Origin of the sequence: Parvibaculum sp., from assembly GCF_039680535.1 — a bacterium.
GTDB lineage: Bacteria > Pseudomonadota > Alphaproteobacteria > Parvibaculales > Parvibaculaceae > Parvibaculum.
On the sequence record NZ_JBDKSS010000008.1, the window covers coordinates 91,497 to 106,189 of the forward strand.

The following is a 14,693-nucleotide window of genomic DNA, read 5'->3' on the forward strand; positions in this document are numbered from 1 at the left end:
CGTCCCTCAGCCCGGCTGGTCTCCTCACCAGCCGGGCATTTTTATGCGCTGCCTTCATTTTGCTCCGCCTACGTCTTTTTATGTTTCTCCGTGTCCATTCGTCACGGAATGATGACCGCTTTAGCCTCCCTCCTTGGCCGGAAATGCCCTCCAAGCATCGCCATCACTCCTCTACACACAGATCATTCAAGACACCGCCGTGGAGACGTGCCATGAGTAACGAAAATCTTTTGAGTACACCCAACGACATATCGATCGAAGTGCGAAATATCAGCTTTGATGTTGAGCATGCGCTGGCAACCGACTGGCACGGCGGCGATCCGTTCCGCACGGCTTTCTACAACGCGCTGTCGATCATGTTTCCGCTTGGCGAACAGCACTTCATCGACAGCGTGAAGCACTATCGCGACAGGATCGCGGATCCCGCGCTCGCAGAACAGGTGCGCAGGTTCACCGCGCAGGAATCCATTCATCGCCGCGAGCATCAGAAATACAATGAGGTGCTCTGCGCGAGCCGCAGCTACTCGCTGGAGCAGCTCGAAGCGCCCCTGCGCAGGAGGATCTCGCTCATCCAGAAGCACATGCCTCCCATCGTCCATCTCGGCGCAACAGTCGCCTATGAGCACTGGACGGCCATGCTCGCAGATTCCGTGTTACGGCGGCCCGAGACCTTCGAGGGCGCAACGCCTGAGATGGCGAGACTTTGGCGGTGGCATGCCATCGAAGAGAGCGAGCACAAAGCCGTCGCTTTCGACGTCTATCGCGCGGTCGGAGGTTCGGAATATCTGCGCCGCAGGCTGATGCTCGTCATCACCATCCACTTCTTCCTCGACGCCTTCCGGCACATGCGGCTGATGCTCAAGAGCTACGAGGGTTCGAAGCTCAGGCTCTGGATCGGCGGATTCAGATTCCTCCGCAGCCGGCAAAGCCCGCTCTACGGCCTGTGGCGCCCATGGCGCACCTACTTCCGCCGCGGCTTCCATCCCTGGGAGCAGGACAACAGAGCGGTTGTAGCAACCGCCCTGCAATCGCTCGATCTTGCGACGAAAATGGGCGACTAGCCCCGCCCCGCTTCGTTCTGGCGCTGCGCATTCTGCCGCTGAAGCAGGTTGCCGGCGAAGGCGACTCCGAGCGCGACGACGACGACGATGATCGTGGCCAGGGCATTGATCTCGGGAGAAATACCGAGCCTGACCTTGGAAAAGACCACCATCGGCAGCGTCGTCGCACTGGGCCCCGACGCAAAGCTCGCGATGACGAGATCGTCGAAGGAAAGGATGAACGCCAGCAGGAAGCCGGCAACCAGCGACGGCGCAATGAGCGGCAGCGTGATCGTGCGGAACACGGCGAAGGGCGGCGCACCAAGATCGAAGGCCGCCTCTTCGAAGCTGCGGTCGAGCCCGGCGAGGCGGGACTGCACGACGATGGCGACATAGGCCGACGAGAAGGTCACATGCGCGATGAGGATCGTCAGCACGCCGCGCTGCTCCGGCCAGCCGATGACGCTGCGCGTGGAGACGAAGAGCAGCAGGATCGACAGGCCGAGGATCACATCCGGCAGAACGAGCCGCGAGGAGATGGACTGGATCATGACGCCCCGTCCCCAGAAGCGGCCGAAGCGCACCAGCGCGAATGCCGCCATGGTGCCGATGACGACCGAGAGCAGGCCGTTCATGAAGGCGATGCGGAAGCTCAGATAGGCGGCGCTCAATATCTGATCGTCATGCAGCAGTTCGCCATACCAATGGGTCGAGAAACCCGCCCAAACGGTCACGAGACGCGAAGCGTTGAAAGAAAAGATGATGAGCATGACGATCGGCGCATAGAGAAAGATGAAGCCGAGAACCATGCAAACGAGCACGAAGGGCGAAAGGCCGGTGATCTTCATGGCTGGGCCTCCGAACGCGTCTGGTAGTACTGGAAGATCATGATGGGCACGACGAGGAACAGCATGAGCGCGATGGCCACCGCCGAGGCAACGGGCCAGGCCTGATTTTCAAAGAATTCGTCCCAGATGACACGGCCGATCATGGTGGTCGCCGGGCCGCCCAGCAGCGAGGGGATGACGAATTCGCCAATGGCCGGGATGAAGACAAGCATCGCGCCGGCAATGACGCCCGGGATCGAGAGCGGCAGGGTCACGCTGAGGAAGGCGCGCGTCCGCGACGCTCCAAGGTCGGCGGCGGCTTCGAGCAACGTGAAGTCGAGGCGCGACAGCGTGGCGTAGAGCGGCAGCAGCATGAAAGGCAGATAGGAATAGACGATGCCGACATAGACGGAGAAGGCATTGTTCATCATCGGCAGCGGCTCGCTGATGACGCCGAGCGAGATGAGGAAATTGTTGATGACGCCATTGTTCTTGAGGAGGCCGATCCAGGCATAGACGCGCAGCAGCAGCGACGTCCAGAACGGCAGCACGATCAGCAGGAGCAGCGGATTGCGCCACGTCTCGGGCACCCGCGCGACGCCATAAGCGATCGGATAGGCGATCAGCGTGCAGATGCAGGTCGAAACGAAGGCGATCTTGACCGAGTTCAGATAGGCGATGATGTAGAGCTGGTCTTCGAAGAGGTAACTGTAGTTCGACCAGTCGATTTGCAGCTTCGGGAATGCACCGCCCTCGCTCCAGTCGAAGAGACCGGTGAACGGCGGAATGCCGACGATCTGTGTCGCGAAGCTGATCTTCAGGACGATCAGGAACGGCAGGATGAAGAAGATGGTGAGCCAGACCAGCGGAACGCCGATCACGACACGCTTGCCCGTAATACCGACGCGGCCGAGCGCGGCCCACATCCGCTCCGACAAGCTGTAAGTTCGCCCGTCTGCCATATCACCCCCGAAGCAGTACGCTAGCTGGATATCTACTGGAAAGAGAAGACCCCGGCCGTGAAGGCCGGGGTCTCTGGTATTGTTACTGACCCGTGCGGATCGTCGTCCAGGCTCGCGTCTGCAGCCTGTTGAACTTCTCCGACTTCGTCGGCACGGCGAAGAGCTTCTTCATCACGTCTTCCGGCGGATAGATGTTCGCATCGTTCTTGATAGCATCGTCGATCAATGCCTTCGACGCCGGAACCGGGTTGGCGTAGGAGACGTAGTTCGAATTCGCAGCCTCGATTTCGGGCTGCAGGATGAAATTGATCCACTGGAGGGCATATTCAGGATGGGGCGCATCGGCGGGGATCGCCATGTTGTCGAACCACACCATCGTGCCTTCCTTCGGGATCGAGTACTTCACCTCGACGCCGTTCTTGGCTTCCGCGGCGCGGGCAGCCGCCTGCAGAATGTCCCCCGACCAGCCGAGCGACAGGCAGATGTCGCCATTGGCGAGGTCGTTGATGTATTGCGACGAGTGGAAGTACTTCACGTAAGGCCGGATGCTCAGCAGCAGCGCCTTGGCCTTTTCGAGGTCCTCGGGCTTCTGCGAGTTCGGATCGATGTGCAGGTAGTTCAGCGCAATCGGAATGATATCCGTCGGGCTGTCCAGCATGGTGACGCCGCAGTCCTTGAGCTTCTGCGCGTTCTCCGGCTTGAAGATCAGATCGAGCGAGTTGACGGGCGCGTTCGGAATGCGCTTCTCGATCGCCTTCACGTTGTAGCCGAGGCCGGTGGTGCCCCAGAGCCAGATGACCGCATGCTCGTTGCCCGGGTCGGCCGCGGCAACCTGCTTCATGAGCGCGGGATCGAGATTCTTGTAGTTCGGAATCTTGCTCTTATCGAGCTTCAGATAGACGCCGGCCTTGACCTGCCGGTCCAGGAACGGGAAAGCCGTCGGCACGACGATGTCATAACCGGAATGTCCAGCGAGAAGCTTCGCTTCCAGGGTTTCGTTACCGTCATAGACGTCGTAACGAACCTTGATACCGGTTTGCTTTTCAAACTTCGCAACCGTGTCCTTTGCGATGTAGTCGGACCAGTTGTAGATGTTGAGGACTTTTTCTTCGGCATGCGCACCGACCGAGATCATCCCGGCAATGGCCAGCGCGGCAAGCCCTGTCCCGATTTTTCCGATCATGAAGAAGCTCCTGTTGGCTTCGTTTTGAAGCTTGGGGCATTGCATGCCCGATAAAGGAGCGGCGCAATAGCGGCAGAAGCCCCCCGCCACATCGCAGCCGCAAAAATAATGCTAGCGCCATTCCGGGCGCGCTTCATCCCTCAAATTGCCAATCCCGCAATGTTGACGCGAAGTCACGCGGTTCGGCGCCTGGCTGCGGTGTGCACATCGAATGGTCACGGCCGCTCGCGGCGGAGGCAGACGCAGAGCCCGCTCGATCCAACGCGGAGAAGGTCGGGAGATTTTGTCCGCCGCACTTCTCTAAGCTGCAAATTTTGTGGGCGCGCAACATGCGGGTGGGACGACGCGCCGATCATTACGCACATGTAATGATCGTCCTCGCGCGGCCGCCACCTTGGGGTGACCGCAGGCGGCGACGATGATTCGCCGGCCTCCACCGCTCCGCCGACGCCGCCACAGGCGATACGACCGCCTCGCAGCTTCGACTCGGGCCGCCCCTGAAAAACCTCGCGGGAAACATGGATATTTCGGCACATTACATCGGGTTACACCCCTTATTTCGTGCTATTTGTGTCCTCCGGCTTCGGCGGATAAAAAGACGCCCAAATCCCGGCGACGAGAGCCCCGGCCATCCCCATATAAGGTCACAGGCCCCCGCTCCCACCGACCCGTTCCTACTCGAAAGGACAAGGCAGTGCCCCCCTATCGTTCACGCACATCGACCCATGGCCGCAACATGGCCGGCGCCCGCGGCCTTTGGCGCGCCACCGGCATGCAGGACAGCGATTTCGGAAAGCCGATCATCGCGATCGCGAACTCGTTTACGCAGTTCGTGCCGGGTCACGTGCATCTGAAGGATCTCGGCCAGCTGGTCGCCCGCGAAATCGAGAAGGCGGGCGGCGTCGCCAAGGAATTCAACACCATCGCGGTCGATGACGGCATTGCCATGGGCCATGACGGCATGCTTTACAGCCTGCCCTCGCGCGACCTCATCGCCGACAGCGTCGAATACATGGTCAACGCCCATTGCGCCGACGCGCTGGTCTGCATCTCCAATTGCGACAAGATCACGCCCGGAATGCTGATGGCTGCCATGCGCCTCAACATCCCGGTTGTCTTCGTCTCCGGCGGTCCGATGGAGGCCGGCAAGGTGAAGTGGGACGACGAGGAACGCGCCATCGACCTCATCGACGCCATGGTCGCCGCCGCCGACGACAAGGTTTCGGACGAGCAGGTCGCCGTGATCGAGCGTTCGGCCTGCCCGACCTGCGGCTCCTGCTCGGGCATGTTCACGGCCAATTCCATGAACTGCCTGACGGAGGCGCTCGGCCTTTCGCTGCCCGGCAACGGCTCGACGCTGGCGACGCATGCCGACCGCAAGGGCCTCTTCCTCGAAGCGGGCCGCCTCATCGTCGAGATCACGCGCCGCTATTACGAGACGGACGACGCAAGCGTTCTGCCGCGCAACATCGCGACCTTCGAAGCCTTCCAGAACGCCATGTCGCTCGACATCGCCATGGGCGGCTCGACCAACACCGTGCTTCACCTTCTCGCCGCCGCGCATGAAGGCGAAGTCGATTTCACCATGCGCGACATCGACCACCTGTCCCGCAAGGTGCCGAACCTTTGCAAGGTCGCGCCTGCGCGCAACGACATCCATATGGAAGACGTGCACCGGGCCGGCGGCATTTTCGCCATTCTCGGCGAGCTCGACCGCGCCGGTCTCATCCATCGCAACGTCTCGACGGTCCACAGCCCGAGCCTTGGCGAAGCGATCGACCATTGGGACATCGGCATCTCGAAGAACAACCACGCGCATGAATTCTTCCGCGCGGCGCCCGGCGGCGTCCGCACCACGGAAGCCTTCTCGACGTCGCGCCGCTTCGCCGATCTCGATCTCGACCGCGAAAATGGCGTCATCCGCAACGCGGCTCATGCCTATAGCAAGGATGGCGGTCTCGCAGTCCTCTACGGCAATCTCGCGGAGCATGGCTGCATCGTGAAGACGGCAGGCGTCGACGAGTCGATCCTCGTCTTCTCCGGCACGGCGCGCGTCTATGAAAGCCAGGACTCGGCCGTCTCCGGCATTCTCACCGGCGAGGTGAAGGCGGGCGAAGTCGTCGTCATCCGCTATGAAGGCCCGCGCGGCGGACCCGGCATGCAGGAAATGCTTTACCCGACGAGCTACATCAAGTCGAAGGGCCTCGGCAAAGCCTGCGCGCTGGTCACCGACGGACGTTTCTCGGGCGGCACCTCGGGCCTCTCCATCGGCCACGTCTCGCCGGAAGCGGCGGAAGGCGGCACGATCGGCCTCGTCGAAACCGGCGACCGCATCGAGATCGACATTCCGAAGCGCTCGATCCATCTGGCCGTCGACGACGCGGAACTCGCCGCGCGCCGGGAACTTGCCGAGAACAACGGCTGGCACCCGAAGGAAAAGCGCAAACGCCGCGTGTCGCCCGCGCTTCAGGCCTATGCCGCGATGACCACCAGCGCGGCCCGCGGTGCCGTTCGCGACGTGACGCGCATCACGGGCAAGCGCGAGGACTGATCGCTCGCGCAGACGGAAAAGGCCGGCGTTGCTTTCGCAGCGCCGGCCTTTTTGTTGGTATTCAGATCAATCCGATAGCTGCCAGGAGCCGTCCGGCTGGCGGCAGGCATTGCCATAGGCCTGCTGCGGATAGCCATCGATATAGATCTCGGTCTGATACTCGCGGCAATAGAGGCCTTCATCGTCGCGATAGGTCCGAAGCGGCGTCACCTGATATTGCGCGCCGTTGTTTTCCCAATAGACGGGCTGATTGTTCGGCACATATTCCAGCACCTGCCCGTAGCAGGCCTGATCGCTCATATCGATTGCCTGACCGAGCGCGCCGCCCAGGATCGCACCGACGATGGCGCCACCGATGGTGGCACCCGCGCCGCCATGATTGCTCGCCCCGATCAGAGCACCCGCCGTGCCGCCAAGCACCGCGCCGACCACATCCCGGTTGCAGCCGACCGGCCCGTAATAGCTGGAGCCGTAGGTGTCATAGGCGTCGTAGGGAATGACATAGGTCGGCATGAAGATCGAGACATAGGTGACCGATCCATAGTCGAACCACGGACGCGAATAGTGGTCGTCATGCCAGTAGTAGCGCGGACGCGGCCCATAATGCCGGCGACGCCAGTCGTCCCAATCGGGCCCGCGATAATATTCGCGGTGCTGGAATCCCGGGCCCCAGTCGCGGACACGCGACCAGTTGCGTTCACGCAGGTCGCCCCACCGGCGCTCCTGCTCGCGGCGCGCCTCGATACGCCGCCGGTCGCGATCATGCTCGAAGCGCGAATATTGCTGCGAGCGCCAGTCGCGGCCCTCCTGCCGGCCGTCAAACCGGTCGCGGTCGTCCCGCCGCGGACGTTCGCCGGGACGAGGCTGATCCGGCCGCCCCTGCTCGATGCGGTCGCGATCCTGCCGCGGACGCTGCTGATCCATCTGCCTCTGCAGGTCTTGTTCCCGACGCTCGCGATCGAACTGCTGTTGACGCTGCTGGTCGAACTGGCGTTTCTGATCCTGGTCGCGACGCTGGCGATCGAATTGCTGCGGGCGCTGCTGATCCTGGTCGCGGCGCTGGCGTTCGAACTGCTGCTGGCGCTGCTGGTCGATCTGGCGTTGCTGATCCTGGTCGCGACGCTGGCGATCGAATTGCTGCTGACGCTGCTGGTCGATCTGGCGCTGCTGGTCCTGGTCTCGGCGCTGGCGCTCGAACTGCTGCTGGCGCTGCTGATCGATCTGGCGCTGCTGGTCCTGGTCGCGGCGCTGGCGCTCGAACTGCTGCTGGCGCTGCTGGTCGAACTGCTGCTGACGCTGCCGTTCGCGCTGCTGGTCCTGTTGCTGCTGCTGCCTCTGCTGCTGCTCAATCTGCCGCTGCTGGTCCTGTTCCCGGCGTTGCTGCTCATACTGCTGACGCCGCTGGTCCTGCTCATCACGCTGGTCGCGCTGGCGCTGCTCCCGCTGCTGGCGGCCCTGGTCCTGCTGCTGATCGTCACTCTGGTTGCCGCGATGCCGCCAGTCTTCCGCCTGGGCCAAGCCTCCATAGGCGCTCAAGGCCGCAATGCTGACCATGGTCGCGAGCACGATTCGAACGGATGTTTTTCCAATGCGCACCATGAGGTGCCTCCCGATTTAACGCCAGGCAGGGTAACTGCCATGATCGCCATATTTCCATGTGGCGGCTGAACGCAGGATGAACCAATTTTTAATCTTGCCGTCCAGTGTCGATGGTAGCCAGGCGATGCCGGACCCGGGTAGGTTGGGCCAGATCGCCAGATTCCGCACCGCCAAGAGCTCCCATAAATGAATATGCTGCTTCTGTTACAGGCCGTCTTCCTTGGCATCGTCGAGGGTGTGACCGAGTTCCTGCCGGTCTCTTCGACCGGTCACCTCATCATCGCCGGCGATTTCATCGGCTTTTCGGGACCTCTGGCCACCGTCTTCGAGGTTGTGATCCAGCTGGGCGCAATCCTGGCAATTTGCGTCCTTTACGCCCGCAAGCTGCTGGGCGTCGCTTTCGGCCTCGCCAGCGATCCGGCGGCAAGGCATTTCGCGATTGCGATCATTATCGCCTTCCTGCCCGCGGCCTTCTTCGGCTTCCTCCTCCACGACTTCATCAAGTCCGTATTGTTCAACCCGGCCGTCGTCTGCGCCTCATTGATCCTCGGCGGCGTCGCCATTCTTGCCATTGAACGGTGGCGGCCGCAGCCGCGCTACGCAGCCATCGAAGAACTGACGCCCGCAACATCCCTCAAGATCGGCCTTTTTCAGTGCCTTGCCATGGTGCCCGGCGTGTCGCGATCGGGCGCCACCATTCTGGGCGCTCTCCTGCTCGGCGTCGAGCGCAAGACGGCCGCGGAATTCTCCTTCTTCCTCGCCATTCCGACCATGCTCGGGGCGACCGTTCTCGATCTCTGGAAAAGCCGCCATCTGCTCGATGCAGACGACAGCGCGGTAATCGCCGTCGGCTTCGTTGCCGCCTTCGTCTCTGCCATTTTCGTCGTGCGCTGGCTCGTCGCCTTCGTCAGCCGCCACAGTTTCGTGGCCTTCGGCTGGTACCGGATCCTCTTCGGCGCCGCTCTCGCCGGCTATTTCTGGGCGCTCTGAGCGCGTCAGCTTTCGTTAACCTTTATCAATCCTTACCAAGTTCGCCCGCTTAATTCTCCATTAGCCCTTTTGGTTTATCCAACAGGAGAGTGTGTGTTTTGCCCGAGCGAAGATGACGGATTCGATCGATCGAGCTTCAGGCGTACATGACCAGCCATCCGGCCGGACCATGGATAGCCTCGCTGGTGCTGCCGACGCGATCGGCCGCAATGCAGCTGACTATGCCATTAACCCGATCACGCTCCGTTTCCGCGAGCCGGAACTCGAGGACTCCTACAGCCGGCGCAACTACCGCCAGCAGCTTGGGCTGACCCGTTTTTCGATCGTGATGGGCGCCGTGATCTTCGCGGCCTATGCCCTGCTCGATCCCTACATCGTTCCGGACATCTTCTACGAAGCCTGGCTCATCCGCTTCGGCATCGCCTGCCCACTCCTGCTCATGCTGGCGGCCACCAGCTATGCGCCCTGGTTCAACTACAAGCATCAGGCGATTTTGTCGACCTCCATGGCCATACCTGGCGTCAGCGTCGTGGTCATGATCGCACTCGCCCAGGCACCCGGCAGCCAGCTCTATTATGGCGGCCTCATCATCATCATCGGTTACAGCAACTGCCTCTGGCGGCTGAGCTACATCTATTCGACCGCGATCTCGGTGGCGACCTTCATCCTGTATGAAGTGGTTGTGTTCTACGTCAATCCGATGCCGAGCATGATCCTCTTCAACAACAATGCCTTTCTCGCCTTCGCGATCGGCGTCAGCGTCTTCGTCAACTACATCCAGGAATATCAGCTTCGCCGCAGCTTCATCGACAATGAGCGCCTGCGCCGCGAGCGTACGCGCTCCGAACGGTTGCTCAGCCAGTCGGAAGCGGCCAACCGCGCGAAGAACGACTTCCTTGCCATCATGAGCCATGAGCTTCGGACGCCGCTCAACGCCATTATCGGCTTCTCGGAAATCATCGCGAACCAGATGTTCGGGCCGGTCGGCCAGCCGAAATACGCCGACTATGCCGGCGACATCCGCTCGAGCGGCACACATCTGCTGAGCATCATCAACGACATTCTGGACATTTCGAAAGCCGAGGCGGGCAAGCTTCTTCTCGAAGAAGAACCGATCGATCCCGTCGAGTCGCTCAACCGCGCCATGCGCATGTTCAGACAGCGCGCGTCGGAACTGGGCGTCGAACTCTCGTTCCGCGTCCGCGACGATATTCCCTGGATCATCGCCGATCCGCGCCTCTTCAATCAGGTGGCAATCAACCTGACCTCGAACGCGCTGAAATTCACGCCGGAAGGCGGTCATGTCTGGATCGAGATCGGCCTCGACGCCACTCGCAACCTCGCGCTCACGGTCCGCGACACCGGCATCGGCGTGAAGAAGGCCGATATCGTCCGCATCTTCGAACCTTTCGTGCAGGTCGAAAATGCCATGTCGCGCACCCATCAGGGGACGGGCCTCGGCCTGCCGCTGGTGCGCAAGATCATGAGCCTTCACGGCGGCACGGTGGAACTCGAAAGCGAGCCCGGTCAGGGAACGATCGTCACCGCAACTTTCCCGAAGAGCCGCTTCGTCGCTCCGGACCCGGCGGGCGAGCTTCGATGGAACGTGCGCTGACGCAGCCCCACCGAAGCCCTCGAGAGATCAGGCCGGCTTGTCCGCGACCATGAGATAGACGCACTTCGTCGCGTCTTCAGTGACAGTCACGTTGGTGACATCGAGCCCTTCGACCATCGCCCGCATGTCGTCCTCGGTGCGATAGATCAGGCTCCAGTCGGTGACGAATTCCAGCGGCCACTGACAAGTCTCGCGCCCCTGTTTCACATTCGCGATGATGAGCTTTCCGCCCGGAGCAACCTGCTCATAGAGATCATGCGCGAGCGCCTTGGCGCGTCGGTGCGACAGGTAGTCGAAGAGGCCGAGGCTATAAAGAATGTCCTGCGGCGGCAGGGTGCGGAAAAGAGCACCGGCCTTGAGCAACTGCGCAAAGGAGGCCTGCAGGCACTGGATCTTGGCGCGGCCGCGATGGCGCGTCACCTCGCGGAAGCCGTGCTCATAGGCATGGCTCAGCGCGCGCTGATCCTGATCGATCAAGGTGAAGTTGACCGGCCGCGGCAGGCGCTCAATGCGCAGATAGTCGTAAACCTCATAGGCCGAACCGCAGCCCAGATTGGCGATATTCATCGACTTGTCGCCGGGATTTTCAGCGACCGCGTCGGCAATGATCTTCTGGGTCATGCGCAGGCGCGTTCCGACGCAGGCGCCCGTCTCGATGCCGATGCGATGAAGCAGCTTTTCGTAAGGCGTATTGCCGATCCGCTGCCACTCATAGACATAGTTCATGATCTGGTAGTCGCCCGGATAGCCGAGCGGCTTCTCGTAGCAACGGCGCATGACCGCACCCGGCATGAAGTCCGGCGTCAGGACGCGCTCGGCATAGCGCTTGTGGCGCGCGAGAACCGCAGGGTCCGCCCAGACCGGCTCGAGAATGTCGCTGCCGCGATACCAAAGGTCCTTCCACTGCGGAACGATCCGCTCTTCGCAGGCGATCAACGCAGCAAGCAGCTTCATGTCGCGTTCGTCGCCGGTTGCCGTCAGCCGTGCCTCATAGGCCTCGAGCACCTGCTTGTAGGAGCGGAAAAGATTCACGATCTCCATGCAGAGCTGCGCGAATTCCGGGAGGATTCCTTCGGAAGTACCGAAAGTCGGGTCCGCCAGCGCGCGCGACAGGAGAAGATTGTCATGCTTGGTGACGATCGCAGGAATGTCGAGATAGCCGGAGGTGAACTCCAGCGCCACGGTCGCGCGCGCACCATGCGGCTCCACCCGGCGGATGAGCCCCGAGCCGTGATAGAGCTTCTCGTCGCCCACTTTCAGCTCGAAGGGGATCTCGGAGCCAAGCCGCCCGTCCCATGTATCGAGATCGCTGCTCTGCGCGGCAATGCCCGTCATGCTGATGTTCTTGATGGCGGCCTTCTCGTTGCCCAGATACACCGCAGGAATAACTTCCTTGAAGATATCTTCCGGCTTGTATCGCTCGGCACGAAAAAACATGCGCCGGCCTTCAGCCCCGGTCAGCTGCTCATAAGTCCGCATTACTTAGCCCCCAGCCCACTCTAGAAAACTTTCGTTAGGCAATCATAAAGCTTAAGAAAATGCAAATTTTAGCCAAATCTTAACCATAATTTCCGTATGCGCATCTTATACATGCGCCTCGCTCGCCTCGACTGATGGCGCCCGCGGGCGGTCGATGAGTCGAAGCAGCGGCGGAAGCATCATCCAGTCGATGAAAAGGTTGGCGAGAATGATGATCGATGTCTGCGCGCCGAGCGTATAATTGACCTCGAAGCCCGAGAACATCAGCACGCCGAAACCCACGGCGAGAGACGATGTGATCACAAGCATGGCGACGCCGACATTCACGAAAACGTCGTTGTTCGCTTCCTCGGCGCTGAGCCCCCTCTTCCGCGCGGCCTGATACATCAGCAGAAAATAGATGGTGTCGTCGACGACGAGACCGATCGTCATCGCGGTGATGACCGCAGCCGACAATCCCAGCTGGCCGATGAACAGGCCCCAGAGACCGAACCCGACAACACTGGGCAGGACATTCATAACGATGCTGAGCAAGCCGTAGGTCACGCTGCGCAGGACGACACCCACCACGACCGCGATCAGCAGCATGGATACGATGGTGCTTCCGATCATCGACCGGATGTTGTCCCAGGAGAGATGGGAGAAGAGCACATTGATGCTGATGCCCTTTGCCTGCATTGCAGGTGGGGCATTGGCCGCGAGCCATGCCTGCGCTGCCCCGTTGGTCGCCCGTATCTCGCTCGCCGTCGCATGCGCGAGGATTGCCGTCACGCGGCTCGCCGAACGGTTGACGTTGATCTGGTCCGTGATGGACGCGCCATAGGGCAACGACATTTCATAGAGCAGGAAATATTGGGCGATCCGGTTGGAATCATCCGGAATCATGTCCTGATTGCCGGGCTTCCCGAAATTGATCGTCTTGTTGATGCGCCGGGTAATGTCGGGCAGCGACAGCACGCTGACGACCTTCGGCTGCGCGCGCAGCCACGCGGCGAAATCCGCGACCTTTTGCTGGTACGCCGGATCGTATACGCCATTGTCACGCCCCGAGCCGACGTCGAACTCGATGAGGTTGAGGCCTGTCAGATGATCCTCGGCGAAGTCCGACGCCTGGCGGTACGCGAACCGCTTGTCGAAGTAGCGCTGGAAGTCGTCGTCGAGAGTTATCTTGCCGAGCCAGAAGCAGGACGCCACGACGAGCAGCCCGGTTACGGCAAAGAGCGCGGCGTAATGCCGGTTCACGAAATGGCCGAGCCCGATCATGATCCGCTCCGAACGGCTCACGGCGGGCGTGAGCGGCGTGAGCAGCAGCATGGCGGGCAGCCAGGTGAAGGTCATGACATAGGCGATGCCGATGCCCATCGCGACAATGTTGCCAAGATCGACAAAGGGCGGCGCGTCGGCGAGGTTCATCGACAGGAAGCCTAGCGCGCTTGTCGCATTGGTCATGCTCACCGGGCGGATATGGATGCGCAGCGATTCCCGGATCGCGTCCACCTTCGACCGTCCGGCGCCAAGCTCGGCCATTGTCGTCGTGACGATGCGCACAGCCGCGGCCATGTTCACCGTCATGATGATGATGGGCGCGGCGATGGTCGACAGATTGATGACGTAGTTGAACCAGCCTGCGATGCCCATGGCCGAGGCGCTGGACAGGATCAGCAGCGTCAGAATGGCGAGGCTCGGCTTCAGTGACCGAACAAAGATGACCATGATGAGGGCGGTCACCGCGAGGCTCACCGGGATCAGGAACCTGGCGTCACGCACCGCCGCCTCGGAGAAGGTGCCCATCAGGATCACGTTGCCGGTGACCTTCACCTCGACGCCGGGATGCGCCGCCTCGGTGGCCTCGGCCAACGCACGGCTGGCGGCGATGATCTCGCGCACCTCTTTCGAGCCCTCGACCGGCAGATTGAAATTGACGATCACGCCGGCAGCCCGCGCATCGGCGGAAATGAGGCGGTTCCGCACGAGACTGTCAGATACAGCCTCACGCTCGACCTCCGCCGCCTGTTCCGGCGTCACTCGATCGGGATGCGGCACGAGTTCGTCGACGGCGAAGCTGTCCGCGTCGGCGGTGACATGCGGAAAATTGGTGAGCGACTCCACGCGCGTCGAATGCGGCAGCTTCCAGGCCCTGGCGGTCAGGTCGCCGATCGCCGCGAGCGCCGCGGGCGTCGTCACTTTCTGCCCGCCAGCCCAGACAACCATGAGCACGCTATTGTTCTGGCCGTATTTGCGCTCGAACTTCTGAAGCTCGTGCAGCTCGGGGTTCTTTGGATCGAAGAAAACCCGCGTGTCCGATGAAAGGCTGAGGCGCGGCAACCCGGCTTCCGCGATCATGCAGAGAAGGAAGCATAGCGCCATAACGATGCGCGGCGCGCGAAGCACCGGTTCGACAAGTCTCAACATTGGATTGGCGCCGCCCCGCCGCCTCTTGGAAACCA

General features: G+C 61.5%; 11 protein-coding genes. 5 read left to right on the forward strand and 6 right to left on the reverse strand.

The features are described 5' to 3' along the window. The first annotated feature begins 212 nt into the window (after positions 1-212). Positions 213-1,061, forward strand: a complete 849-nt coding sequence (locus tag ABFC66_RS04455) for a metal-dependent hydrolase (protein ID WP_346739760.1) — start codon at positions 213-215, stop codon at positions 1,059-1,061. Here ABFC66_RS04455 and ABFC66_RS04460 read toward each other — a convergent pair. The 3 genes from ABFC66_RS04460 to ABFC66_RS04470 all read right to left on the reverse strand — a co-directional run bounded on the left by ABFC66_RS04460 (position 1,058) and on the right by ABFC66_RS04470 (position 4,012). Beyond that, on the reverse strand, positions 1,058-1,888 hold the full coding sequence (locus tag ABFC66_RS04460; protein ID WP_346739761.1) for an ABC transporter permease subunit: 831 nt from the start codon (positions 1,886-1,888) through the stop codon (positions 1,058-1,060). The genes ABFC66_RS04455 and ABFC66_RS04460 overlap by 4 nt on opposite strands. After that, positions 1,885-2,829 carry an ABC transporter permease subunit gene (locus tag ABFC66_RS04465; protein WP_346739762.1) on the reverse strand — a complete coding sequence of 315 codons (945 nt, stop codon included), beginning with the start codon at positions 2,827-2,829 and terminating at the stop codon, positions 1,885-1,887. The genes ABFC66_RS04460 and ABFC66_RS04465 overlap by 4 nt, the downstream gene beginning before the upstream one ends. A gap of 82 nt (positions 2,830-2,911) precedes the next feature. After that, positions 2,912-4,012: a polyamine ABC transporter substrate-binding protein gene (locus tag ABFC66_RS04470; protein WP_346739763.1), complete on the reverse strand. Its 1,101-nt coding sequence runs from the start codon at positions 4,010-4,012 to the stop codon at positions 2,912-2,914. Between the two features lie 694 nt (positions 4,013-4,706). On the opposite strand from ABFC66_RS04470, the gene ilvD reads away from it, so the two are divergent. Beyond that, a complete protein-coding gene (gene ilvD, locus ABFC66_RS04475) occupies positions 4,707-6,563 on the forward strand; it encodes a dihydroxy-acid dehydratase (protein WP_346739764.1) in 1,857 nt (618 codons plus the stop codon). A 66-nt stretch (positions 6,564-6,629) separates the two neighbouring features. On the opposite strand, the gene ABFC66_RS04480 is transcribed toward ilvD, so the two are convergent. Continuing rightward, complete coding sequence (locus ABFC66_RS04480) at positions 6,630-7,487, reverse strand: glycine zipper domain-containing protein (RefSeq protein WP_346739765.1); 858 nt, start codon at positions 7,485-7,487, stop codon at positions 6,630-6,632. A 15-nt stretch (positions 7,488-7,502) separates the two neighbouring features. On the opposite strand from ABFC66_RS04480, the gene ABFC66_RS04485 reads away from it, so the two are divergent. The 3 genes from ABFC66_RS04485 (at position 7,503) to ABFC66_RS04495 (ending at position 10,767) form a co-directional block, all read left to right on the forward strand. Continuing rightward, positions 7,503-8,231 (forward strand): hypothetical protein, encoded by a 729-nt coding sequence (locus tag ABFC66_RS04485; protein WP_346739766.1) that lies wholly within the window; start codon positions 7,503-7,505, stop codon positions 8,229-8,231. Between the two features lie 117 nt (positions 8,232-8,348). Beyond that, a complete protein-coding gene (locus ABFC66_RS04490; RefSeq protein ID WP_346739767.1) occupies positions 8,349-9,152 on the forward strand; it encodes an undecaprenyl-diphosphate phosphatase in 804 nt (267 codons plus the stop codon). 169 nt (positions 9,153-9,321) lie between these two features. After that, positions 9,322-10,767, forward strand: coding sequence for an ATP-binding protein (locus ABFC66_RS04495; RefSeq protein ID WP_346739768.1), 1,446 nt, complete (start codon positions 9,322-9,324; stop codon positions 10,765-10,767). A 27-nt stretch (positions 10,768-10,794) separates the two neighbouring features. Here ABFC66_RS04495 and ABFC66_RS04500 read toward each other — a convergent pair whose 3' ends face one another. Both ABFC66_RS04500 and ABFC66_RS04505 read right to left on the reverse strand, forming a co-directional pair. Then, the gene (locus ABFC66_RS04500; RefSeq protein WP_346739769.1) at positions 10,795-12,204 is read right to left on the reverse strand and encodes a hypothetical protein; all 1,410 of its coding nucleotides are present in this window, start codon (positions 12,202-12,204) and stop codon (positions 10,795-10,797) included. 147 nt (positions 12,205-12,351) lie between these two features. Then, positions 12,352-14,658: an MMPL family transporter gene (locus ABFC66_RS04505; protein ID WP_346739770.1), complete on the reverse strand. Its 2,307-nt coding sequence runs from the start codon at positions 14,656-14,658 to the stop codon at positions 12,352-12,354. Positions 14,659-14,693: the final 35 nt, after the last annotated feature.